The 20,534-nt window shown below is 71.7% G+C and carries 21 protein-coding genes and 1 pseudogene; 13 read left to right on the forward strand and 9 right to left on the reverse strand.

What is annotated here, in order from left to right; translation table 11 throughout:
• Positions 1 to 39 precede the first annotated feature (39 nt).
• From ACSNOH_RS12095 to ACSNOH_RS12105, 3 genes are all read left to right on the forward strand, one after another.
• Positions 40 to 417 carry a helix-turn-helix domain-containing protein gene (locus tag ACSNOH_RS12095; RefSeq protein WP_030367119.1) on the forward strand — a complete coding sequence of 126 codons (378 nt, stop codon included), beginning with the start codon at positions 40 to 42 and terminating at the stop codon, positions 415 to 417.
• Positions 418 to 435: 18 nt separating this feature from the next.
• On the forward strand, positions 436 to 1,062 hold the full coding sequence (locus ACSNOH_RS12100; RefSeq protein WP_436721260.1) for a hypothetical protein: 627 nt from the start codon (positions 436 to 438) through the stop codon (positions 1,060 to 1,062).
• A gap of 138 nt (positions 1,063 to 1,200) precedes the next feature.
• The gene (locus tag ACSNOH_RS12105; protein ID WP_436721261.1) at positions 1,201 to 1,548 is read left to right on the forward strand and encodes a DUF2516 family protein; all 348 of its coding nucleotides are present in this window, start codon (positions 1,201 to 1,203) and stop codon (positions 1,546 to 1,548) included.
• Positions 1,549 to 1,594: 46 nt separating this feature from the next.
• Here ACSNOH_RS12105 and ACSNOH_RS12110 read toward each other — a convergent pair whose 3' ends face one another.
• On the reverse strand, positions 1,595 to 2,902 hold the full coding sequence (locus ACSNOH_RS12110; RefSeq protein ID WP_436721262.1) for a PP2C family protein-serine/threonine phosphatase: 1,308 nt from the start codon (positions 2,900 to 2,902) through the stop codon (positions 1,595 to 1,597).
• 317 nt (positions 2,903 to 3,219) lie between these two features.
• Positions 3,220 to 4,293, reverse strand: coding sequence for a C40 family peptidase (locus ACSNOH_RS12115; protein ID WP_436721263.1), 1,074 nt, complete (start codon positions 4,291 to 4,293; stop codon positions 3,220 to 3,222).
• Between the two features lie 398 nt (positions 4,294 to 4,691).
• On the opposite strand from ACSNOH_RS12115, the gene pstS reads away from it, so the two are divergent.
• The 4 genes from pstS to pstB all read left to right on the forward strand — a co-directional run bounded on the left by pstS (position 4,692) and on the right by pstB (position 9,217).
• Positions 4,692 to 5,822: a phosphate ABC transporter substrate-binding protein PstS gene (gene pstS, locus ACSNOH_RS12120; protein WP_436721264.1), complete on the forward strand. Its 1,131-nt coding sequence runs from the start codon at positions 4,692 to 4,694 to the stop codon at positions 5,820 to 5,822.
• A 490-nt stretch (positions 5,823 to 6,312) separates the two neighbouring features.
• On the forward strand, positions 6,313 to 7,296 hold the full coding sequence (gene pstC / locus ACSNOH_RS12125; protein WP_436721265.1) for a phosphate ABC transporter permease subunit PstC: 984 nt from the start codon (positions 6,313 to 6,315) through the stop codon (positions 7,294 to 7,296).
• Positions 7,293 to 8,372 (forward strand): phosphate ABC transporter permease PstA, encoded by a 1,080-nt coding sequence (pstA, locus tag ACSNOH_RS12130; RefSeq protein ID WP_436721266.1) that lies wholly within the window; start codon positions 7,293 to 7,295, stop codon positions 8,370 to 8,372. The genes pstC and pstA overlap by 4 nt, the downstream gene beginning before the upstream one ends.
• A gap of 65 nt (positions 8,373 to 8,437) precedes the next feature.
• Positions 8,438 to 9,217 (forward strand): phosphate ABC transporter ATP-binding protein PstB, encoded by a 780-nt coding sequence (gene pstB / locus ACSNOH_RS12135; protein ID WP_436721267.1) that lies wholly within the window; start codon positions 8,438 to 8,440, stop codon positions 9,215 to 9,217.
• Between the two features lie 251 nt (positions 9,218 to 9,468).
• Here pstB and ACSNOH_RS12140 read toward each other — a convergent pair whose 3' ends face one another.
• Positions 9,469 to 10,467 (reverse strand): anion permease, encoded by a 999-nt coding sequence (locus tag ACSNOH_RS12140; RefSeq protein ID WP_436721268.1) that lies wholly within the window; start codon positions 10,465 to 10,467, stop codon positions 9,469 to 9,471.
• Between the two features lie 6 nt (positions 10,468 to 10,473).
• On the reverse strand, positions 10,474 to 11,094 hold the full coding sequence (locus ACSNOH_RS12145; protein ID WP_229358014.1) for a DUF47 domain-containing protein: 621 nt from the start codon (positions 11,092 to 11,094) through the stop codon (positions 10,474 to 10,476).
• Between the two features lie 241 nt (positions 11,095 to 11,335).
• Here ACSNOH_RS12145 and ACSNOH_RS12150 point away from each other — a divergent pair, with 241 nt between their 5' ends.
• Positions 11,336 to 11,740, forward strand: a complete 405-nt coding sequence (locus ACSNOH_RS12150; protein WP_436721270.1) for a metal-sensitive transcriptional regulator — start codon at positions 11,336 to 11,338, stop codon at positions 11,738 to 11,740.
• 138 nt (positions 11,741 to 11,878) lie between these two features.
• Here the strand turns inward: ACSNOH_RS12150 and ACSNOH_RS12155 are convergent, their stop codons facing one another.
• Positions 11,879 to 12,052: a hypothetical protein gene (locus ACSNOH_RS12155; RefSeq protein WP_436721271.1), complete on the reverse strand. Its 174-nt coding sequence runs from the start codon at positions 12,050 to 12,052 to the stop codon at positions 11,879 to 11,881.
• 282 nt (positions 12,053 to 12,334) lie between these two features.
• Positions 12,335 to 13,207, reverse strand: coding sequence for a hypothetical protein (locus tag ACSNOH_RS12160; RefSeq protein ID WP_436721272.1), 873 nt, complete (start codon positions 13,205 to 13,207; stop codon positions 12,335 to 12,337).
• Positions 13,208 to 13,385: 178 nt separating this feature from the next.
• Between ACSNOH_RS12160 and ACSNOH_RS12165 the strand changes: the two genes are divergently transcribed.
• Both ACSNOH_RS12165 and ACSNOH_RS12170 read left to right on the forward strand, forming a co-directional pair.
• Complete coding sequence (locus tag ACSNOH_RS12165; RefSeq protein ID WP_436721273.1) at positions 13,386 to 13,580, forward strand: hypothetical protein; 195 nt, start codon at positions 13,386 to 13,388, stop codon at positions 13,578 to 13,580.
• A 151-nt stretch (positions 13,581 to 13,731) separates the two neighbouring features.
• Complete coding sequence (locus ACSNOH_RS12170; RefSeq protein ID WP_436721274.1) at positions 13,732 to 15,429, forward strand: FAD-binding oxidoreductase; 1,698 nt, start codon at positions 13,732 to 13,734, stop codon at positions 15,427 to 15,429.
• 173 nt (positions 15,430 to 15,602) lie between these two features.
• Here ACSNOH_RS12170 and ACSNOH_RS12175 read toward each other — a convergent pair whose 3' ends face one another.
• Positions 15,603 to 16,334, reverse strand: a complete 732-nt coding sequence (locus tag ACSNOH_RS12175) for a phosphatase PAP2 family protein (RefSeq protein ID WP_436721275.1) — start codon at positions 16,332 to 16,334, stop codon at positions 15,603 to 15,605.
• A gap of 204 nt (positions 16,335 to 16,538) precedes the next feature.
• Positions 16,539 to 17,525 carry an NlpC/P60 family protein gene (locus tag ACSNOH_RS12180; protein ID WP_436721282.1) on the reverse strand — a complete coding sequence of 329 codons (987 nt, stop codon included), beginning with the start codon at positions 17,523 to 17,525 and terminating at the stop codon, positions 16,539 to 16,541.
• A 215-nt stretch (positions 17,526 to 17,740) separates the two neighbouring features.
• Here ACSNOH_RS12180 and ACSNOH_RS12185 point away from each other — a divergent pair, with 215 nt between their 5' ends.
• A complete protein-coding gene (locus ACSNOH_RS12185; protein WP_436721276.1) occupies positions 17,741 to 17,950 on the forward strand; it encodes a DUF397 domain-containing protein in 210 nt (69 codons plus the stop codon).
• Between the two features lie 28 nt (positions 17,951 to 17,978).
• On the opposite strand, the gene ACSNOH_RS12190 is transcribed toward ACSNOH_RS12185, so the two are convergent.
• Positions 17,979 to 19,394, reverse strand: coding sequence for a serine/threonine-protein kinase (locus ACSNOH_RS12190; RefSeq protein WP_436721278.1), 1,416 nt, complete (start codon positions 19,392 to 19,394; stop codon positions 17,979 to 17,981).
• A gap of 375 nt (positions 19,395 to 19,769) precedes the next feature.
• Here ACSNOH_RS12190 and ACSNOH_RS12195 point away from each other — a divergent pair, with 375 nt between their 5' ends.
• Entirely contained in the window at positions 19,770 to 20,078 is a 309-nt protein-coding gene (locus ACSNOH_RS12195; protein WP_436721283.1) for a hypothetical protein, read from the forward strand.
• A 145-nt stretch (positions 20,079 to 20,223) separates the two neighbouring features.
• Positions 20,224 to 20,534, forward strand: a pseudogene (locus tag ACSNOH_RS12200) (hypothetical protein); the annotation flags it as partial.

The following is a 20,534-nucleotide window of genomic DNA, read 5'->3' on the forward strand; positions in this document are numbered from 1 at the left end:
TGCTTGCAAAAGTTAGCAACGTGCGGCAGCATCGAGGGCATGGCATCACTCAACGTCGGCAATCTCGGCGAGTATCTCCGCGAGCAGCGGCGCAACGCGCAGCTCACCCTGCGGCAGCTCGCCGATGCCGCAGGAGTGTCCAACCCGTATCTCAGCCAGATCGAGCGCGGCCTGCGGAAGCCGAGCGCCGAGATCCTGCAGCAGCTCGCGAAGGCGCTGCGGATCTCCGCCGAGACCTTGTACGTGCAGGCCGGAATCCTCGACGAGCGGGACCGGGACGAGGCGGAGGTCCGCAGTGTGATCCTCGCCGACCCCTCGATCAACGAGCAGCAGAAGCAGGTGCTGCTGCAGATCTACGAGTCCTTCCGCAAGGAGAACGGGCTCTCGACGGACGACGCCAGCAAACCTTCCAGCTGATCCGGGAGATCCAACGCCATGGCCATCACCACGCAGGACATCCGCAACGCCGCCACCGACACGGCCTACGCCGCGGCCGGTGCCGCGGACATCGCCGCGGAGAAGATCGGGGTGCTCATCACCGAGGCTCCCGAGCGCTTCGAGAAGCTGAAGAAGACCGACCCCAAGGCCGTGGGCGAGCGGGCGAAGCAGCAGGCCAAGGAGGCGCAGGCCACTCTGACCGCGAAGTTCAACGAGGTCGTCGGCTCGCTCGACAGCGATGTGAAGAACCTGGGCCAGACCGCGCAGGACCTCGCCCTGAAGGGCGTCAGCCAGGCCGTCGGCTACGCGGCGCTGGCCGGCGAGCAGTTCGAGAAGCTGACCGAGCGCGGCCGGGTGGCCGTGAAGCAGTGGCGCGGCGAGGCCGCCGACGAGTTCCAGGACATCGCCGTGGCCATCGAGCCGGAGCCGGCGAGCGGCAAGCCGGCCGAGGACAAGGCGGCCACCGAGGAGAAGGCGACCGCCGAGGACAAGGCGACGGAGGACAAGACCGCCGCGGGCTCCGAGGCCCCCGCCTCCGACGACGCCAAGACCGGCGCAGCCCGCAAGCCCGCCGCCAAGAAGACGGCCTCCGCGAAGAAGGCCGACGCCAAGACCGGCGAGTAAGCGCAGCTCAGAGCCCCGCGGGGACGGCCCGGGCACATATGGCGTGCCCGGGCCGTTCTCCGGGTACGGTGGCGGTCAGGGTCCTGACGGAATCCGAGGACGCGGCCCGAAGAGGCCGGGACAGGCGAGGTGGGCTACGTGCTGGTGCAAGCCTTCGGGCAGGTCATGTACTGGATTTCCATCGGCCTGCTCTGCTTCAGCCTCTTCGCGTTCGTCAACGCCGCTGTTCACCGCGAGGACGCCTACCGCGCCGCGGACAAGCAGTCCAAGGCCTTCTGGCTGATCATCCTCGGCGTCGCCGTCGCCGTGAACCTGTTCATGGGGATCATGAGCTTCCTGCCGTTCCTCGCCCTCGTCGCCACGATCGTGTACGTGGTGGACGTCCGGCCCGCGCTCAAGCAGGTCTCGGGCGGCCGCGGCCCGCGCCGCCGGGGCCGCGGATCCAGCTCCGACGGGCCCTACGGCCCGTACAACGGCGGCCGCTGACGGGCCCGGGGCGTAAGGCAACCGCCGACGCGCAGGCCCCCGCGCCTCAGGTCCGTACCGACCGCACGGCCGCCCGGCCCGCCGGCCAGAGCGGGCGGTCGCCCTCCGCAGGAGCCCGGCCGCCGCGATCGAGCAGCAGCACCGCGAGGTCGTCCGTGAGCTCCCCGCCGTTGAGGGCCTGCACCTCGGCGACCGTGGCGTCCAGGAGCTCCTCACCGCGCAGCCCCTCGGCGAGCCGGCGGCTGATCAGCTCGACCATGCCCTCCTGCCCCAGGCGCCGCGCGCCGGCGCCGATCCGGCCCTCGATCAGCCCGTCCGTGTACATGAGCAGGCTCCACAGGCCGCCCAGTTCGACCTGGCGGCGCGGCCAGCGGGCGCGCCGGAGCAGGCCGAGCGCGGGGCCGCCGTCCTCCTGGGGCAGCAGCCGCGGCGCCCTGCCGGGACGGACGAGCAGCGGGGCGGGGTGGCCGGCGAGGCTGAGGCCCGCCCGGCGCCCGTCGGCCGATATGTCGACGGCGCAGAGCGTCGCGAAGGTCTCGTCGTCGGCGCGCTCGTGCTCCAGGACCTGCTGGAGGGTGGCGAGCAGTTCGTCGCCGCAGAGCCCGGCGAAGGTCAGCGCCCGCCAGGCGATGCGGAGTTCGACGCCGAGGGCGGCCTCGTCGGGGCCGTGGCCGCTGACGTCGCCGATCATGGCGTGCACGGTGCCGTCGGGCGTGCGGACCATGTCGTAGAAGTCGCCGCCGAGCAGGGCGCGGCTGCGGCCGGGCCGGTAGCGGGCGGCGAAGCGCAGGCCGGAGCCGGCGAGCAGCGGGGTGGGCAGCAGGCCGCGCTCCAGGCGGGCGTTCTCCTGGGCGCGCAGCCGGGACTCGGTGAGCTGCCGCTGGGTGAGGTCGGCGCGCTTGCGCTCGACGGCGTAGCGGATGGCCCGGCTGAGGACGCGGCCGTCGAGCTCGTCGCGCGAGAGGTAGTCCTGGGCGCCGACGCGCACGGCTTCGGCCGCTCGCTCGGCGTCCTCCTCGGCGGTGAGGGCGAGGACGGCGTGGTGCGGAGCGAGGCGCAGCACCTGGCGCAGGGTGTCCAGCTCGTCGGGCCGGCTTCCGGTCCGGCCGGCGGCCGCTCCGGCGTCGGCCAGGTCGAGGAGGATGCAGTGGACGTCGTCGGTGAGGAGACGCTCGGCCTCGGTGAGGTTACGGGCGGTGCGGATCCGGACCGGGCTCCCCACGGCGCCGGACATCTCGGTGACGTCCGGCATCGAGAGGGGCCCGGCGGGATCGTTCTCGATCACCAGGAGGGTCAGCCCGGTGTCGGGCGGCGCGGTCACCGGCTCCGCGGACCTCGGCACGGGTACGGACATGTCTTCGGTTTCCTTCCTCCCCCAGCGACCGCTGGGGGTGCCTCCGCCCCCTGAGGCACGGCCCCCGCGACCGGCGGGGTGCCGAACGCCGACCCTAGCGGCAGGGCATGCTCGAACGGAATGGAGCGGAGCCACTCGCCGCTGTCATATGCCCTAGCCGGAGCGGCATTTGGTGCGGGAGGGGAGGAACGCGCTAATGACAAACATCACCCCGACGGGGGTCCCTGTGTGCGAGCCTCGTCACACGCGCCGGGGGTCGTCACGGCTGCCGGGGCGCCGGGGCAGCGGCCCGGCGGCACCCCTCGCCGACGCCGCGATCACCCCGGCCGTACGACCCCCAGCACCGGCATCGACCCCGCTCCCGCGATCGTCACCTGGCGGCCCGGCCGCGGGGCGTGCACGATCGCGCCGTCGCCCACGTACATCCCGACGTGGCTCGCGTCACGGAAGTAGATGATCAGGTCGCCCGGCCGCATGTCCTTGAGGTCCACCTTGGGCAGCAGGCGCCACTGGTCCTGCGAGGTGCGCGGGATCGACCGCCCGGCCGCCGCCCAGGCCTTGAGGGTGAGCCCGGAGCAGTCGTACGTGTCGGGCCCCTCGGCGCCCCACACGTAGTTCTTGCCGATCTGGGCGGTGGCGAAGCCGACCGCCCGCTTCCCCTCGGCGGTGGCCGCGCCCGAGCCCTTGAGGCCGGCGCCCTTGACCGCGTCGGAGGCGAGCCACTTCTGCTGGGCCTGCCGGGCCCGCTCCTCCTCCAGCAGCCGCAGCCGCTCCTTCTCCTTCGCCTCCAGCTTCGACTCCAGCTCCTTGGCGGCCGCGAGCTTCGCCTCGATCTGCTTCTTCGCGCCCTCCTTCTTGCGGCGCTCGCCGTCGAGGGTCTTCCAGCGCTCGCCGGCGGCCTTGGCGTAGCCGTCGAGGGCCTTCTGGGCGGCCGCCACCTGGGTGATCAGGCCGCGGGTGGCGGCCTGCCCCTTGTGGGTGAGGGCCGCGCCGTCGAAGAAGCTCTCCGGAGAGCCGGAGAGGAGGAGCCGGACCTGGGGCGGCAGGCTGCCGTCGCGGTACTGGGCGCGGGCCAGGGAGCCGGCCTGGTTCTTGAGGCGGTTCATCCGCTCCTGCGCCTCGGCCGCGGACTTCGCGATCTCGGCGATCGACTTCTCCTGACGGCGCTGGGCCTCGTTCGCGGCGTTGTAGGCGTCCGTGGCGGCCTCGGCCTGCCGGTAGAGGCCCTCGACCTCGTCGTGGACCTCCTCCAGCGTGCGCGGCGGCTTCGGTTCCGCATAGGCCGTGCCGGGCAGGCCCACCACCACCCCGGCCACCGCCAGGACGCATATCAATGCGGTCACCGAGATCACGCGTCTGCCTCCGCAGCCCTCGCCCCTGCCGCCCGCCATGCTCCCAGTGTTTCCGGCGTCCGCATTCCAGCCGTTCCGCCCCACAGACCACCTCCGCGGTCAACGCCCCCACGTCTGACATACCGTCACGCGAGGAAGGGATGCTGCCATGGCACCCCGCAAACCGACAGAGATCTGCGTCACACTCGGGAGGTCCGGCCTGCAATCGCCGCACGGACCGCACGGGACCGGCCGCACGGCGCCCCGGCCCCCGGTTTCAAGATCTTTTCGAGGGTCACCACCCTGATGGATGAGGTTCACCCTCCGTTCACTCTGCCCCATCGACCGCTTCACCTGATCTGCCTAATTTCGCCAGTGGAGGGTGCGGGCAGAAGCGTCCGCGCCGGATACCTCTCGCACGCCGCCCCAGCGGCGGCTCCCGGAAGGAACACCCGAAAGTGAAGCTTCAGCGCAAGAACCGGCTCCGCGCCGTCGCTCTCGGCGCCATCGCCGTCTCCGGCGCCCTGGTCCTCACGGCGTGCGGCTCCGACGACAACAGCGGTGGCGGTTCCACCGGCGGCGGTTCCACCAAGGCCGCGGGCAACATCAAGTGCGAGGGCAAGGGCCAGCTGCTGGCCTCGGGCTCGTCCGCGCAGAAGAACGCCATGGACCTGTGGGTCAAGAACTTCATGGCGGCCTGCAAGGACATCCAGATCAACTACAAGCCCACCGGCTCGGGCGCGGGCATCCAGGAGTTCCTCCAGGGCAAGACGGCCTTCGCGGGCTCCGACTCGGCGCTCAAGCCGGAGGAGGTCACCAAGTCCAAGGAGGTCGTCAAGGGCGGCCAGGGCATCAACCTGCCCATGGTCGGCGGCCCGATCGCGATCGGCTACAACGTCCCGGGCGTGGACAACCTCGTCCTCGACGCCGACACCCTCGCCAAGATCTTCGACGGCAAGATCGAGAAGTGGAACGACGAGGCGATCGCCAAGCTCAACAAGGACGCCAAGCTTCCCGACCTCAAGGTCCAGGCGTTCCACCGCTCCGACGAGTCGGGCACCACGGACAACTTCACCAAGTACCTCAAGGCCGCGGCCGACAAGTCCTGGCCGTACGAGCCCGCGAAGGCCTGGAAGGCCAAGGGCGGCCAGTCCGCGGACGGCTCCGCCGGCGTCTCCTCCCAGGTCAAGCAGACCCAGGGCGCCATCTCCTACTTCGAGCTCTCCTACGCCACGGCCAGCTCGATCAAGACGGTGAAGCTCAACACCGGCGCTTCCGCCCCGGTCGAGGCCACCTCCGAGAACGCCTCGAAGGCCATCGCCGAGGCGAAGATCGCGGGCACCGGCAAGGACCTGGCCCTCAAGCTGAACTACACCACCAAGGCCGAGGGCGCCTACCCGATCACCCTCGTCACGTACGAGATCGTCGGTGACCAGGGCAACAAGGCCGAGACGCTCCCGGCGGTCAAGTCCTTCCTGAGCTACATCGCCGGCCAGGACGGCCAGGCGGTCCTGAAGGACCTCGGCTACGCCCCGCTGCCCGCCGAGATCGCCACGAAGGTCCGCGAGACGGTGGCGAGCCTCTCCTGACCCCGGCCGGTCCGGGCCCCGCAAACGGAGCCCGGACCACCCGGGCGGCCGGGCTCCGAGGCCCGGCCCCACCGCGGCGGACTCGCCGCGGCAGGAAGGATCCGCTGCGACGGCGCCGGGCCCCGGAGCCGCCGCCCGGCGGTGCCGGGACCACCCCGGCGCACGACCGCCACCCCGCAAGGCCGCCAAGGCCACGACCGGCTCCGCAAGGCCGGCCCGCGCTCCCCGCCGGCCCTCGGATCAGGCACCGCCCCGCAGAACCGACCACACGACCAGGGCCCGCCAGGGCCGCCCCCGGCCCGCGAGGCCGGGACGGGGCTCCGCCGCCGGAGCCCCGTCACCCACCATCCGGTGCACCGCCGCACAAGGAGCCGTACCCCCGCCGGGAGAAGGCGGCCCCGCACAAGGAGCCGCACCCCCGCCGGAAGGCGGCCCCGCACGAGGAGCCGCACCCCGCCGGGAAGCGGCCCCGCAGACCGGAGAAATCCCCATGGACATAACCAGCTCCACCGCCGACAGCAGCCCACCGGCGCCAGCCCCGGTGACGGGCGCGAAGGGCGCCGCCCGCCCGGGCGACCGGATCTTCCTCGCCCTCTCCCGCGGCTCCGGCCTCCTGCTTCTGGTGATCATGGCCGCGATCGCGGTCTTCCTCAGCGTCCGGGCCGCCAACGCCCTCTCCCACAACGAAGGCAACTTCTTCACCACCTTCGAGTGGAGCGCCAACGCCACGCCGCCGGTCTTCGGCATCGCCGTCCTGGCCTTCGGCACGATCGTCAGCTCGCTGATCGCGATGGTCATCGCCGTGCCCGTGGCCATCGGCGTCGCGCTCTTCATCTCGCACTACGCCCCGCGCCGGGTCGCCGCCCCGCTGGCGTACGTGATCGACCTGCTCGCCGCCGTGCCGTCCATCGTCTACGGCCTGTGGGGCGCCCTCTTCCTGGTGCCGCACCTCGGCGGCCTCTACAGCTGGATGGACGACTACCTCGGCTGGACCGGCGTCCTCGCGTACCACGACGGCGCGGCCCGCTCCCTCTTCACCATCGGCATCCTGCTGGCGATCATGATCCTGCCGATCGTCACCAGCGTCAGCCGCGAGGTCTTCCTGCAGGCCCCGAAGATGCACGAGGAGGCAGCGCTCGCACTCGGCGCCACCCGCTGGGAAGTCATCCGGATGGCCGTCCTCCCCTTCGGCCGCTCCGGTGTCATCAGCGCCTCCATGCTCGGCCTCGGCCGCGCCCTCGGCGAGACGATGGCCGTCGCCACCGTCCTCTCCCCCAGCTTCGCCATCGGCACCAGCCTGCTGGACCCGGGCGGCGGCACGTTCGCCCAGAACATCGCCAGCAGCTTCAAGGAGTCCGGTGAGATCGGCAAGGACGCCCTGATCGCCTCCGGCCTCGTCCTCTTCGTCCTGACCCTGCTGGTCAACGGCGCGGCCCGGCTGATCATCGCGCGTCGCAAGGAGTACTCGGAATGAGCGACGTGACCATCGACCAGCCGCTGGTCGCCGACAGCACCCCGCAGCCGCGGCGCGTCTCCCTGCGCCAGCCGCGCCTGCCGCGCTGGGCCCCGGCCGCCGTCGCCGCCGGAGCCGTCGCCGCGGGCTGCGGGATCGGCCTGGGCGCCGGGCTCGGCAGCCGCATCCAGTGGGGCCTGATCGCCGCCGGCCTCTTCGTGACCGTGATGTACGCCCTCGCGGCCCGCGTCGAGGGCCGCCGCCAGGCCACGGACCGGCTGGCCACCAGCCTCGTCTGGGTCTGCTTCCTGCTGGCCGTCGTGCCGCTGGTCTCGCTGATCCAGGAGACCGTCGCCCGCGGCGTGAAGGTCCTCGACGGGAACTTCCTCAGCCACTCCATGGCCGGCGTGCTCACCATCCAGCCCGGCGGCGGCGTCTACCACGCGATCATCGGCACCCTGGAGCAGGTCGGCATCGCCACCGCCATCGCGGCCCCCGTGGGCCTGCTGACGGCGATCTACCTGGTCGAGTACGGGCGGGGCCGGCTGGCGAAGGCCGTGACGTTCTTCGTGGACGTCATGACGGGCATCCCGTCGATCGTCGCGGGCCTGTTCGTCCTGAGCTTCTGGATCCTCATGCTCGACTTCGGCTACTCGGGCTTCGCCGGCTCGATGGCCCTGGCGATCCTGATGATGCCGGTCGTCGTCCGCTCGACCGAGGAGATGCTCAAGCTCGTCCCCAACGAGCTGCGCGAGGCCTCGCTCGCCCTGGGCGTGCCGAAGTGGCGCACGATCCTCAAGGTCGTCCTGCCCACCGCCATCGGCGGCATCGCCACCGGCGTCACCCTGGCCGTCGCCCGCATCGCCGGCGAGTCCGCCCCGATCGTCCTGCTGGTCTTCGGCTCCCAGGTGATCAACAACAACCCGTTCGACGGCGCCCAGTCCTCGCTGCCGTACTACATCTACGAACAGTGGGCGGCCGGCAACGACGCCAGCTACGCCCGCGCCTGGGCGGCGGCGCTCGTCCTGATCGCGTTCGTCATGATCCTCAACCTGGTGGCCCGCGGCATCGCCCGCTGGAAGGCCCCCAAGCGTTAATTTGCGGCTCCGCCGCGCGGCCAGCCGCTGAACGCGGTTCGTCCCCGAAAGAAGTAGTGATCCCCATGGCCAAGCGAATCGACGTCAGCGGCCTCTCCGCCTTCTACGGCACCCACAAGGCCATCGACGACATCTCGATGACCGTCGAGCCCCGTTCCGTGACCGCCTTCATCGGCCCGTCCGGCTGCGGCAAGTCCACCTTCCTGCGCACCCTGAACCGCATGCACGAGGTCACCCCCGGCGGCCGCGTCGAGGGCAAGGTGATGCTGGACGACGAGAACCTCTACGGCGCCGGCGTCGACCCGGTCTCCGTGCGCCGCACGGTCGGCATGGTCTTCCAGCGGCCGAACCCGTTCCCCACCATGTCCATCTACGAGAACGTGGCCGCGGGCATCCGCCTCAACGGGGGCCGCATCCGCAAGTCCGAGCTGGACGCGGTGGTGGAGAAGTCCCTCAAGGGCGCGAACCTCTGGAAGGAGGTCAAGGACCGGCTGAACAAGCCGGGAGCGGGCCTCTCCGGCGGCCAGCAGCAGCGGCTGTGCATAGCGCGGGCGATCGCGGTGGAGCCGCAGGTCCTGCTGATGGACGAGCCCTGCTCGGCGCTCGACCCGATCTCGACGCTCGCGATCGAGGACCTGATCGGGGAGCTGAAGGAGCGCTTCACGATCGTGATCGTGACGCACAACATGCAGCAGGCGGCGCGCGTCTCCGACCGCACGGCGTTCTTCAACCTGGCGGGCGTCGGCCAGCCGGGCCGTCTCGTCGAGATCGACGAGACGGCGAGGATCTTCTCGAACCCGTCGGTCCAGGCCACGGAGGACTACATCTCGGGCCGGTTCGGCTAAGGAACCACGGGAGGCCGTGGGCCGCTCCAGGACGCGCCCCGAAGGGGCGCGGGACAGCGTCAATCTGCGGCTCCGCCGCGCGGGCGCCACCAGCCACAACGAGCCCGCACCCGAAACCCGCCCGCCCCCCAGACCGCCTTACGGCGCTGCATGGCGGTGCCGCCGCAAGGCGAAGGGCCCGCCCCCCTGTTCGTACCAGGGGGGCGGGCCCGTCCGCGTAAGGAGGCTCGGACTACGTAAGGAGGCGCGGACTATCCGAACGCGAGGTTCACGATCCAGTAAGCGAGGGCGGCAACCGCCGCCGCAGCCGGCATGGTGATGAACCACCCCAGAATGATGTTCTTCGCAACGCCCCAGCGCACCGCGTTCACCCGCTTGGTCGCACCCACACCCATGATCGCCGAAGTGATCACATGCGTCGTGGAGATCGGCGCGTGGAACATGAACGCCGTCGTGAACATGACCGACGCACCCGTGGTCTCCGCCGCGAAGCCCTGCGGCGGGTCCAGCTCGATGATCTTCCGGCCGAGCGTGCGCATGATGCGCCAGCCGCCCGCGTAGGTGCCCAGCGAGAGCATGATCGCGCAGGAGAGCTTGACCCAGACCGGGATGGCGTCGCCCTTGGCCTGCACATCGCCGATGACCAGGGCCATCATCACGATGCCCATGGTCTTCTGGGCGTCCTGCAGACCGTGGCCGAGCGCCATGCCGGCGGCCGAGACCGTCTGGGCGATGCGGAAGCCGCGCTTGGCCTTGTGCGGGTTGGCGCGGCGGAACATCCACATGATCGCGACCATCACCAGATAGCCGAGGATCAGGCCGACGAACGGCGAGAGGAACATCGGGATGACGATCTTCTCGACCACGCCCGACCAGATGACGGCGGTGCCGCCGGCCAGCGCCGCGCCCACCATGCCGCCGAAGAGGGCGTGCGAGGAGGACGACGGCAGGCCGAAGTACCAGGTGATCAGGTTCCAGGCGATGGCGCCGATCAGGGCCGCGAAGAGGATGCCCATCCCCTTGTCGCCCGTCGGCGTCTCGATCAGGCCTTCACTGACCGTCTTGGCCACGCCGCTGCCCAGGAAGGCACCGGCGAGGTTCATCACGGCCGCCATCGCCAGGGCCGCCCGGGGGGTCAGCGCCCGCGTGGACACCGAGGTCGCGATGGCGTTCGCGGAGTCGTGAAAGCCGTTGGTATAGGTGAAGCCGAGCGCGACCCCGATGGTCACGACGAGAGCAAAGGTGTCCACCGGGGGTCAGGACTCCTTGACCGCGATGGTCTCGACGGTGTTGGCGACGTGCTCGAACGCGTCGGCCGCCTCCTCCAGCACGTCCACGATCTGCTTCAGCTTCAGCACCTCGATGGCGTCGTACTTGCCGTTGAAGAGGTGGGCCAGGAGCTTGCGGTGGATCTGGTCCGCCTGGTTCTCCAGACGGTTCACCTCGATCCAGTACTCCGTGAGATTCGTCATGGTGCGCAGGTTCGGCATGGCCTCGGCGGTCAGCTCGGCGGCCCGCGCGAGGACCTCGATCTGCTGCTCGACGCCCTTCGGAAGCTCCTCGATCTGGTACAGGACGACCAGGTCGACGGCCTCTTCCATGAAGTCCATGATGTCGTCGAGCGAGCCGGCGAGGGCGTAGATGTCCTCGCGGTCGAACGGCGTGATGAAGGACGAGTTCAGCTGATGGAAGATCGCGTGCGTGGCATCGTCCCCCGCGTGCTCCGCTGCGCGCATCCGTTCGGCGATCTCGGCCCGGGCGGACGCATCCGCTCCGAGCAGTTCCATCAGGAGCTTGGAGCCCGTGACGATGTTGTCCGCGGAGGCGGCGAACATGTCGTAGAAGCTCGTCTCCCTGGGGGTCAGACGAAAGCGCACGTGGGATCCTCGGGGTGCAACGGATTCGGTCTCGTTGATGCTAGGCGCATCATCCAGCCACAGCTAACTGGCATTCCCTCAGTGTCGCCCATCGGGCACAGTGCTCATGAAGCCAGGTACCGCCGCCGCGGGCAAAATTCTGTACCATATACCCTCAGGGGGTATGCGAGCGGGGTACGCACCACCTGAGCGCACCACACGCCCGCCGGACAGCCCGCCGGACAGCAGGAGGACGGACGCCATGACGACCACGGAAGCCCCCCTGACCAGCGGCGACGACACGCCGTCGGTGGCCGGCGCGGCCGCGTTCTGCCATGCCGAGGCACCCGCCGGGGCCGGCCTCGAAGCCGCTCAGCCCTCCGGTCCGCACGGCTACAGCAAGCAGAAGGACCAGCACCTCAAGCGCCTGCGCCGGATCGAGGGCCAGATCCGCGGCCTCCAGCGCATGGTCGAAGAGGATGTCTACTGCATCGACATACTCACGCAGGTGTCGGCGAGCACGAAGGCCCTGCAGTCCTTCGCCCTGCAGCTGCTGCAGGAGCACCTGAGGCACTGCGTCGCCCAGGCGGCGGTCAAGGGCGGGGACGAGATCGACGCGAAGGTGGCGGAGGCGAGCGCGGCGATCGCGCGCCTGCTGCGGACGTAGGCGTTCGGCGGCGGTTTCCCGCCACGGCGGCAGAAGGTCCTCCGGCCGCAGATTTCCGGCTGCGCCGGTTTTCCTTCCGCCGCCGTGGCGGGCAACCGCACGACAGCCGGCCCGGCTGCGCCGGACCAACCGGAACGTTCAGTCCTCGCCCTTGCGCCCCGCAGGGACGACGCGCAGAACCTCGTCGATGCGATCGGCGCTCAGCCGGTCCTCGTCCGCACTGGACGCGGCGATCATCAAATCACCGTAGAGATCGATCTCGATGAGGGCCACGGGATCCGGCCCGCCGGACGAACCGCGTCGCGAAACCACGTGATTCACCTCCTCGGGTCTTTCGCCTCGGGTCTTCCCGCTGATCTTCTTTCCTGGTCCCGCCGGACTTTCCGGTCAGTCCTGCCGGACCGTGCCGGCCTTGCCGGTCTTACGGCCGGTCTTGCAGGCCTTACAACCGGTCTTACCGGCCTTACGGCCGATCTTGCGCGGCCGTCCTGCCCGGCCGGTCTTGCGTTCCTCGGTTAACCAGCCTAGTGATCGGTACACATGGCGCGCATGGCACAGAAGGACCATTTCCATGGCCAACTACGCCCTGCCGCGTCAATTCCGCGGCGAACCGACCTTCCCCGCATAGATATCGGCGGCGTCGGGTAGCTCCACGTCCACGTCGGCGCCGAAGTCGTACAGCTCGACGGTCGAGGTCACCGTCATCGGGGCCCGCGGGGCGGACGGCCCCGTGCTCGCCACGCTGAAGCGGTGCCGCAGTCTGCGCGGTCTGCCCTGCTCGTCCAGATAGGCGTCGAAAGCCACCGTTCCACCGGAGAAACCTTTGGCCGCCGTGGCGAGCGGTCCGCGGTCCCGCGCGGGCGCGGCGTGCACCGCCCGGCCGAGGTCGATCGTGCCCCAGTAGTGCTTCACGCGCACCCCGCCGACCCGCTCCTCCTGCATGTACGTCACCTCGCGGGCGCCGCCGAGCAGCTCGGCCGCAGCGAGCGGGTCGGTGGCGCCGTTCGTGAGGAGGTTGCCGTCGGCGAGCCGGGCCGTCGCGAGCTGCACCCACTTGTCGGGCGGCACGCCCGCGCCCCTGTTTTTCATGAAGAGCGCGCCCGGCGCGAAGACCTCCGTGATCGGCCGGTGCTCGGCGGCCCCGGCCGCATCCTCCGGCACGAGCACCGTCAGCCGGCCGGCGGGCCGCGCGAAGTCGTAGCCGCCCGCGCCGTGGATGGTCAGCCGGGTGCCGCCGCTGAGCGTCTCCATGGACGTCCGCACCCGCGCCCGGCCGGCCCGGGCCAGCGTCCGCGCGGCCCCGCGCACCGCGGCCCGCGCCCGCCCGGGGTCGGCCTCCTCGCCCGCGGGCCGGGCCTGGCCGCTCAGTCTCTTCATGCTGTCGCGGAGCTCGGGGGCCTCGCCCGCGGCCCGGCCGGGGAGCGCGCAGCCGGCGACCAGGAGCCCGAGGGCGACGGCGCAGGCCACCGACCGGGCGGCGGCCGCGCCCGCACCGCGATCGCGTCCGCCGAGTGTCCCGCGTCTCTCGCGTGCTGCTCTCCTCGCCACCATGCCCTTGCCAGCCCCCTGCCACCGACCCGCTGTGGAACCCGTTACTGCCAACGACGGCGTGGGCGCGGCCGTCACGGCCCGGTAGCGTGGTCACATGTCCGAGCCCGCGTCCGCGGAACCGTCCGCGGCCCACCGCACCAGTACCAGCGAGCAGGGGTCCTTCTGCTCGGCCCGCTGCACCTGCGGCTGGCGCGGCCCGGCCCGCCGCGCCCGCTCCCTGGCCCGCGACGACGCCGCGGGACACGAGGCCGCGGCCGGTGGCGGCCCCGGCGGCCGGCCGCTCGCGTAGGGCCTGACCGGCAGAACCGCAGCGCGGTCCGGCACCGCCGGTCCGTCCCCCGGCTCCGTGGCGCGCACCGCCGGCCGGAACCGCCTCCGCCCCCGTGTCATCTGTCTCCACAGCGGGAATTCGTGCAGCACATCGGGTGACGGGGGCGGGCATGGCCGTTGACGAAAACGGGACGAGCACGGGCGCACGGGGCATCAGCGGCGACGCCGGCACGGGCTCACGGGGCATCAGCACCAGTGCCCGCACGGGCGCGCGGGCGGGCGGCGTGCGCGGCCTCCCGGGCAGGCGGCAGTTGCTCGCCGCGGGCGGCGGGCTGGCCGTCGCCGGCGCCTGGGCCGCCTCGTGCGGCGACAGCAGCGGCCTGGAGCGCCCCACCCGGATGGTCACCTCGGCCCGCGCCGTGCCCTCCGGCCGGCGCCCGGATCCGGGCAAGGCCGACTGGGCCGCCCTCGCCGAGGGCCTCGCGGGCGGCCTCGTGCGCCCCGGCGACGCCGACTACACCGCCGCCCGGCAGCTCTACAACACGCGCTTCGACGGCCTCCGCCCCGCCGGCATCGCCTACGTGGCGAACGTCCAGGACGTCCGCGAGTGCCTCGCCTTCGCCCGCCGCTACAGCACCCGGATATCCATACGCAACGGCGGCCACAGCTACGCCGGTTGGTCCAGCGGCACCGACCGGCTCGTGATCGACGTCTCCCGGTTGCGGACCGTCCGCACTTCCGGCTCCGGCAGCGCGGTGACCGGCGCCGGCGCCAAGCTCATCGACGTCCAGACCGGGCTGGCCGGGCAGGGCGTCACGATCCCCTCCGGCTCCTGCCCCACGGTCGGCATCTCCGGCCTCGCCCTCGGCGGCGGCCACGGCGTGACCTCCCGCGCGTACGGCCTGACCTGCGACAGCCTCACCGGCGCGACCCTCGTCACCGCCGACGGCAAGGTCCTCGACGTCGGCACCGACCGCAACCCCGACCTCTTCTGGGCCCTGCGCGGCGCGGGCAACGGCAACTTCGGCGTCGTCACCGAGCTCCGGTTCCGCACCCGCAAGGCGGCCGACGGCGTCACCGGCTACGTCTCCTGGCCCTGGTCGAAGGCCGCCGACGTGATCCGCGCCTGGCAGGAGTGGGGGCCCACCCGGCCCGACGAGATCTGGTCCTCCTGCGACCTGTCGGCCGCGGCGGGCGGCACGCCCCGCGTCTCCGTCTCGGCGTACTCCCTCGGCACCTACGGCGACCTGGAGAACGCCCTGGACGAGCTGGTGAGCAAGGCCGGCGGCACGTCCAACGGCGTACGGCTGCGCCGCCGCTCCCACCTCGACATGGTGCGCGCCTACGCGGGCTGCTCGGACAAGTCGCAGACGCAGTGCCACCTGCCGGGCAGCACGCCCGGCCGCGAGGCCTCCGGCACGCTGGAGCGGGAGACGTACGGGGCCCGCTCGGACTTCTACGACCGGTCGCTGAACACGGCGGGCCTGCAGGCCCTCACCGGCCAGGTGGAACGTTTCGCCCGAGGGGGTGGCAGCGGGGGCGTCTCGGTCCAGCTGACGGCCCTGGGCGGCGCGGTCAACCGCGTCCAGCCGCTGGCCACGGCGTTCGTCCACCGCCGCTCGCGGTTCCTGGCGCAGTACCTGGCCCACTGGGCGGCGGGCGGCTCCGGCAGCGCGCAGACGTCGTGGCTGGACGGCACGCACGCGGCGATGCGGCGGCACGCCTCGGGGGCGGCCTACCAGAACTACGCGGACGCGAGCCTGAAGGACTGGCGCAAGGCGTACTACGGCGACGCGGGGAGCCGCTTGACCAAGCTCAAGCGGCAGTACGACCCGGATCGCGTCTTCGACTTCCCGCAGGCGCTGTAGCGCGCGCCCGCACCGGCAACACGTAAGGCTTCCGGTGCCCGTACGCACCGCTGCGGCGAGGCCCCGCCTCTCGAACCCGCCGCCGCGGCGGCCGGCCACGACGCCGAGGGTCCGGCGGAATTCGCGGGCACCGGTGCCCGTACGCACCGCTGCGGCGAGAGGCTCCGCCTCTCCTACGCCGCGAGGTCGTTCTCGCGGGGCCGGGGCGCCTCGCGCCCCTCCGTGGCCTCGGCCGTCACGAGCGGCGGCGGCGCGGCCGCAACAGGCCGGGCCGACCGGACGAGCCACGCCCACCGCGTCGTGCTCCCGAGCGCCCGCGTGAGCGGGGTCAGCGCCATCATGGCGAGCGGTGCCAGCAGCAGCGCGACGGCCGTGCCCAGGGCGAGCCCGCCGATCACGTCCGTCGGGTAGTGCACGCCCATGTAGACGCGGCAGAAGCCTTCCAGGAAGGCGAGGCCGATTCCGATCAGGCCGTACTTGCGGTGGGCGAGGAAGAGGGCCACGCCGACGGCCATCGTGAGCGTCGCGTGGTCGCTGACGAAGGAGTAGTCGGTCTTGCCCTTGACCAGGACTTCCAGGCCGGTGTGGTCCATGAAGGGCCGGGGCCGCTTGACGAAGCCCCGGATCGGGACGTTGACGAGCAGCGCGAGACCGGCGGCGAGCGGCGCCCAGAACAGCGCGGCGACCGCTGACGGGGCGTCGGGCCGGCGGCGCAGGCTCCACCAGGCGAGGACCATGAGGACGGCGAGGCCGAGGACGATCCCGTACTCGCCGACGAACTCCATGGTGCGGTCGAGCCAGCCGGGGGCGTCCTTCGCGAGGCCGTTGATGTCGTAGAGCGTGCTGGTGTCGGGGTTCCCGCCCCTGGCCTGCGGCATGGGATAGCCCATCGCGAGTCCAGCCATGGTCCGTGGCCCCTTATCTGTCGCCTGTCGCTACGTCCAGCTGCCGACCCCCGTGGTCCGTGCGTCGCTGTAGCCCCCGCTCAGTGGCGCTGCTTTCCCACTCTCATGGAACGCGCCACTCCGGCGGGGCGTTCCACTCTTCTCCCAATGATCACCAGGACGTTATGGAAGGGTGACCCATCGTCGCAGTTCGTTCCGGAGCGTTCATGCGGCACTGCCCGCGGGGAGCGCTTTCGCGCCATCCTGGGTGACGCGGGTGGCCCCGATGTAGTCCGGCATGTCGATCTTGTCAAAGCGGATCACGGCCCCGGTGTAAGGGGCGTTGATCATCTGTCCGCCGCCCACGTAGATGCCCACGTGGTGGATGGAGCGCGGGTCCTTCAGGTCGGTGGCGAAGAACACGAGGTCGCCCGGGAGCAGCTCGTCCCGCTTGGGGTGCGGGCCCGCGTTCCACTGGTCGTTGGCGACGCGGGGCAGGGTGATGCCCACCGATTCGTACGCGGCCTTGGTCAGGCCCGAGCAGTCGAAGCGGCCGTTGTCCTCGGCGGTGCCGTCGCCGCCCCACAGGTAGGGCGTGCCGAGCTTGCCCTGGGCGTAGTAGATCGCCCCGGCGGCCTGGCGGGAGGGCGCGACCCTGCCGACGGGCCGGGCGAAGCTCTTCTCCAGCGTGCGGATCGAGCGCACGTACCCCTGCGTCTCGCGGTACGGCGGGATGCCGCCGTGCTGGATGACCGCGTACGAGCCCGCGTTGTACGACGCGAGCATGTTGTCCGACAGATCGCCGGGGACGTTCTTGACGTACTTGGAGAGCTCGCAGTCGTAGACGGCGGCGGAGGGGATCGCGTCCTGCGGATCCCATATGTCCTTCCTGCCGTCGCCGTTGGCGTCGATCGCGTGGGCATCCCACGTGCCCGGGATGAACTGGGCTATCCCGCGGGCGTCGGCCGGGCTGACGGCCCGGGGGTTCCAGCCGCTCTCGGAGTAGATCTGCGCGGCGAGGATCGCGGGGTTGAGGGCGGGGCAGAGATTGCCCCACTTCTGCACCAGGGCCTGGTACTGGTCGGGCACTGCGCCCTTGGCGAGGCCCACGGAGCCGCCCCCGCCGCCCCCGAGCAGGTTGGACGCGGCGGTGTAGACGCCGATCACGAGCAGCCCGATGAAGCACAGGCACATCCCGATGCCCACCGTCATGCCCACCCAGAGCTTCCGCACCCCGCAATCCTCCCCCAACGACCCGCTGCGTATCCGCAATTTGTATCGATCCGTCAACAGGCGTGCAGTGCCGCCCCGTCGCCGCCAGGCGTTACGGTGGGCGGGCCCGGCGGGCAGGACGCGCGCGGCAGCCGGAACAGGCAGGACAGGCAGGACAGACGCGGCAGGCAGGACGAGGAGAAGGGGGCGGGGCCGTGCCGGAGCTCGAGTGGATCCCGATGACCGAGGGCGACGAGACGGAGTACCTGGAGATCGCCTTCGCCGGGAACGGCAACGTGCACATCCGGACGAACACCGAGCCGGAGACGGTGGTGGTGACCACGGCCGCCAAGTGGGAGGCCTTCGTCCTGGGGGTCAGGGCCGGGGAGTTCGACCACTTCGTGGAGGACGTCCCCGGGGCGTGAGCCGGGCCGGAGCCCGGCCGGCGCGACCTCAGTCGTCGTCCTTGTCCTCGTCCTTGTCTCTGTCCCCGCCCTTGTCCTTGGACTTCTTCTTGCTCTTGGACTTCTTGGGCGAGGGGGACGGCGCGGTGGACGGGCCCGCGTCGGCGGGCACGGCCTTCGGCGGCGCCGGGTCTCCGCCCGGCGCACGGTCCGCCGACTGCGTGGGCGGCGCCTCGGGCCGCTGCGAGCCCGTCTCGCTGCCGGAACCGCCGAAGACGGACGCCCCGATCACGGCCGCCACCAGGAACGCCACGGCACCGGCGACGGCACTGAGCAGCACTTTGGGGCTGCGTATGCCTTTGCCCCCGCCGCCGGGGGCAAAGCCTGCCAGCCGGCCCTGGAGCCCGGCCGTGCCCCGGGGACCGCGGGTGCTCCTGCTGCCGCCGGCAGCCCTGCGGTGCCCCTGCGCCGGCGCGGCCGGAGGAGGCGCGGGGACACCCGGCGGCACACCGGGAGCCCCAAGAGCCCCCGGAGCCCCGGGAGCGGCCGCGGCGGGCGGCATGGACGGCGGCACCGGCGGCCGGGCGGGCGCGCCTACCGGCGGGGCGGGCGCGGGCACCGGCGCCGGCATGGGCATCCGGACGGGCTGCGGCGGCTCCTCCCAGGCGGGGCCCGCGAACCAGTCGGCCGCTTCCTGCGCGGTCGGCCGGTCCTCCGGCTTCTTCGCGAGCATCCGCAGCAGGTACGCCTCGAAGGCGGGCGGCAGGTCGGCCCGGTGCTGCCGGGGCGGCACGGGCGGCGTGTCCACGTGGAGGTAGAGCAGGGCGGTGGGGCTGTCCGCCCAGAAGGGCGGCTGCCCGGCCAGGAGCTGGTAGAGCACACAGCCCAGGGCGTAGACGTCCGAGGCGGGGCCGGCGACCTTGCCCAGGGCCCGCTCCGGGGCGAGGTAGGTGCTCGTGCCGACGATCTGGCCGACGCGGGTCAGGGCGGCGGAGGTCTCGTCCACGAACCGGGCGATGCCGAAGTCGCCGATCTTCAGGGTGTCGTCGGCGTCGAGCATCAGATTGCCGGGCTTGACGTCCCGGTGGACGACGCCCTGACGGTGCGCCGCGGCCAGGCCGGCCGCGGCCTGCGCGGCGATCCGGGCCACGCGGCGCGGGGCGAGCGGGCCGCGGGCGGACAGCTCCTGGGCCAGGCTCGGGCCCTTGACCAGCTCCATCACCAGATAGAAGCGGCCGTCCCAGGACCCGAAGTCGTAGACGGCGACCACCTGAGGATGATTCAGCCGCGCGGCGGTCTGCGCCTCCAGGCGGAAGCGGGAGGCGGCGGATTCGTCGCCGTCGTCTCCCAGCAGCAGCTTCACGGCCACCTGACGGCCCAGCACCTCGTCCTGTGCCTGCCAGACTTCGCCCATGCCACCGCGGCCGAGGAGCTCCTCCAGCCGGTAGCGATCGGCAACCAGCACCCGTACCACCCTTGATCTCGATGCCCCCGTGGCGCGCGGACCGGCCCGACGGCCCGCGGGCGCGATCGGCACCCGGACGGCGCTGCCGACAGCGTACCGACCGAACAGACGCTCGCCCGTACATCCCCGTGACCCCCCGTCCGGCCGGACATTGCCCGGCGTCCACACCCGTGATACACAGAGTCACCTTAGGAGCACCCACTGACATCACCCTGCGTCGCAGGTCAGGGGCCTACGGGGAGCATGCGTACGAGTTCCGCCAAGAAATGCCGCCAAGTCGACATGCCGAGGCGCGATCTTCGGCAAAGATAGGTCCTGACCTTTACCCAGCGGTGAGGGCGTTGACAACAACCCATAAGGGGCGGTGAGTTGCACATGTTTTTGGCGGCCGGCAAGGGCGACATCAACACCATTATTGGCGGAATCGCCCCCAACTGGGGGCCGTTCGGTAGCCTGGGCAACGAGGCTCGCGTGCTGATCGAGGTCATCATGGCGGTGGCGATCCTGCTGTGCCTCGCCATCGCGATCTGGGGCGCGGCGAAGCAGCGGATCGGCGCCACGGCCCTGCGCGACACCTTCAGCGCGGAGCAGGGCAAGGGCCTGATCGTCGCCGGCCTGACGGGCGTCTTCATCATCGGCTCGCTCGGCACCCTGTTCACCATCGTCTACGGCATGGCCGTCTGAGGCCGTCCGAGCGACCCCGCACCCGAGGCTGCCACCTGATGCCCCCTCACACCCCCTTGTCCTCCTCCCCCGGGAATCTCCTCGCGCCGCTACCGTCATATGCGGGAGCCACGGCGGCGACGACGTATGAGGGGACGTGCGCGCGATGAGTCTCGGCGAGGACGGCTACGACGATGACCACGGCCTGACCCGCACCCGGCTGCCGGAGGGGGAGGGCGATCCGTACGGCCCCCGCCGCGGCCGGGGCGCCCGCGGCGCCCGCGGGGGCGCCCGCGCGGGCATGTCCAGCCGGAACCTGATCACGGTCGTGGGCGTCATCGTGCTGCTCATCGCGGCCATCGCCTTCGCCAACAGAGGCGGCGGATCGGATTCCGCGGACTCGGAGAAGAGCGGGGACAAGGTCAGCGCGGAGGCGACGGCCCCTTCGGGGGTGAAGCCGGTGGGGGGGAAGAACGG

The sequence above is a fragment of the Streptomyces sp. URMC 127 genome (assembly GCF_051386535.1).
Lineage (GTDB): Bacteria > Actinomycetota > Actinomycetes > Streptomycetales > Streptomycetaceae > Streptomyces.

Coding starts and splice junctions, on each gene's coding strand:
- ACSNOH_RS12095 (WP_030367119.1), top strand. CDS start 40: ATGGCATCACTCAACGTCGGCAATCTCGGCGAGTATCTCCGCGAGCAG.
- ACSNOH_RS12100 (WP_436721260.1), top strand. CDS start 436: ATGGCCATCACCACGCAGGACATCCGCAACGCCGCCACCGACACGGCC.
- ACSNOH_RS12110 (WP_436721262.1), bottom strand. CDS start 2,902: ATGTCCGTACCCGTGCCGAGGTCCGCGGAGCCGGTGACCGCGCCGCCC.
- ACSNOH_RS12115 (WP_436721263.1), bottom strand. CDS start 4,293: ATGGCGGGCGGCAGGGGCGAGGGCTGCGGAGGCAGACGCGTGATCTCG.
- pstC (WP_436721265.1), top strand. CDS start 6,313: ATGGACATAACCAGCTCCACCGCCGACAGCAGCCCACCGGCGCCAGCC.
- pstA (WP_436721266.1), top strand. CDS start 7,293: ATGAGCGACGTGACCATCGACCAGCCGCTGGTCGCCGACAGCACCCCG.
- pstB (WP_436721267.1), top strand. CDS start 8,438: ATGGCCAAGCGAATCGACGTCAGCGGCCTCTCCGCCTTCTACGGCACC.
- ACSNOH_RS12150 (WP_436721270.1), top strand. CDS start 11,336: ATGACGACCACGGAAGCCCCCCTGACCAGCGGCGACGACACGCCGTCG.
- ACSNOH_RS12165 (WP_436721273.1), top strand. CDS start 13,386: ATGTCCGAGCCCGCGTCCGCGGAACCGTCCGCGGCCCACCGCACCAGT.
- ACSNOH_RS12170 (WP_436721274.1), top strand. CDS start 13,732: ATGGCCGTTGACGAAAACGGGACGAGCACGGGCGCACGGGGCATCAGC.
- ACSNOH_RS12175 (WP_436721275.1), bottom strand. CDS start 16,334: ATGGCTGGACTCGCGATGGGCTATCCCATGCCGCAGGCCAGGGGCGGG.
- ACSNOH_RS12180 (WP_436721282.1), bottom strand. CDS start 17,525: ATGACGGTGGGCATCGGGATGTGCCTGTGCTTCATCGGGCTGCTCGTG.
- ACSNOH_RS12195 (WP_436721283.1), top strand. CDS start 19,770: ATGTTTTTGGCGGCCGGCAAGGGCGACATCAACACCATTATTGGCGGA.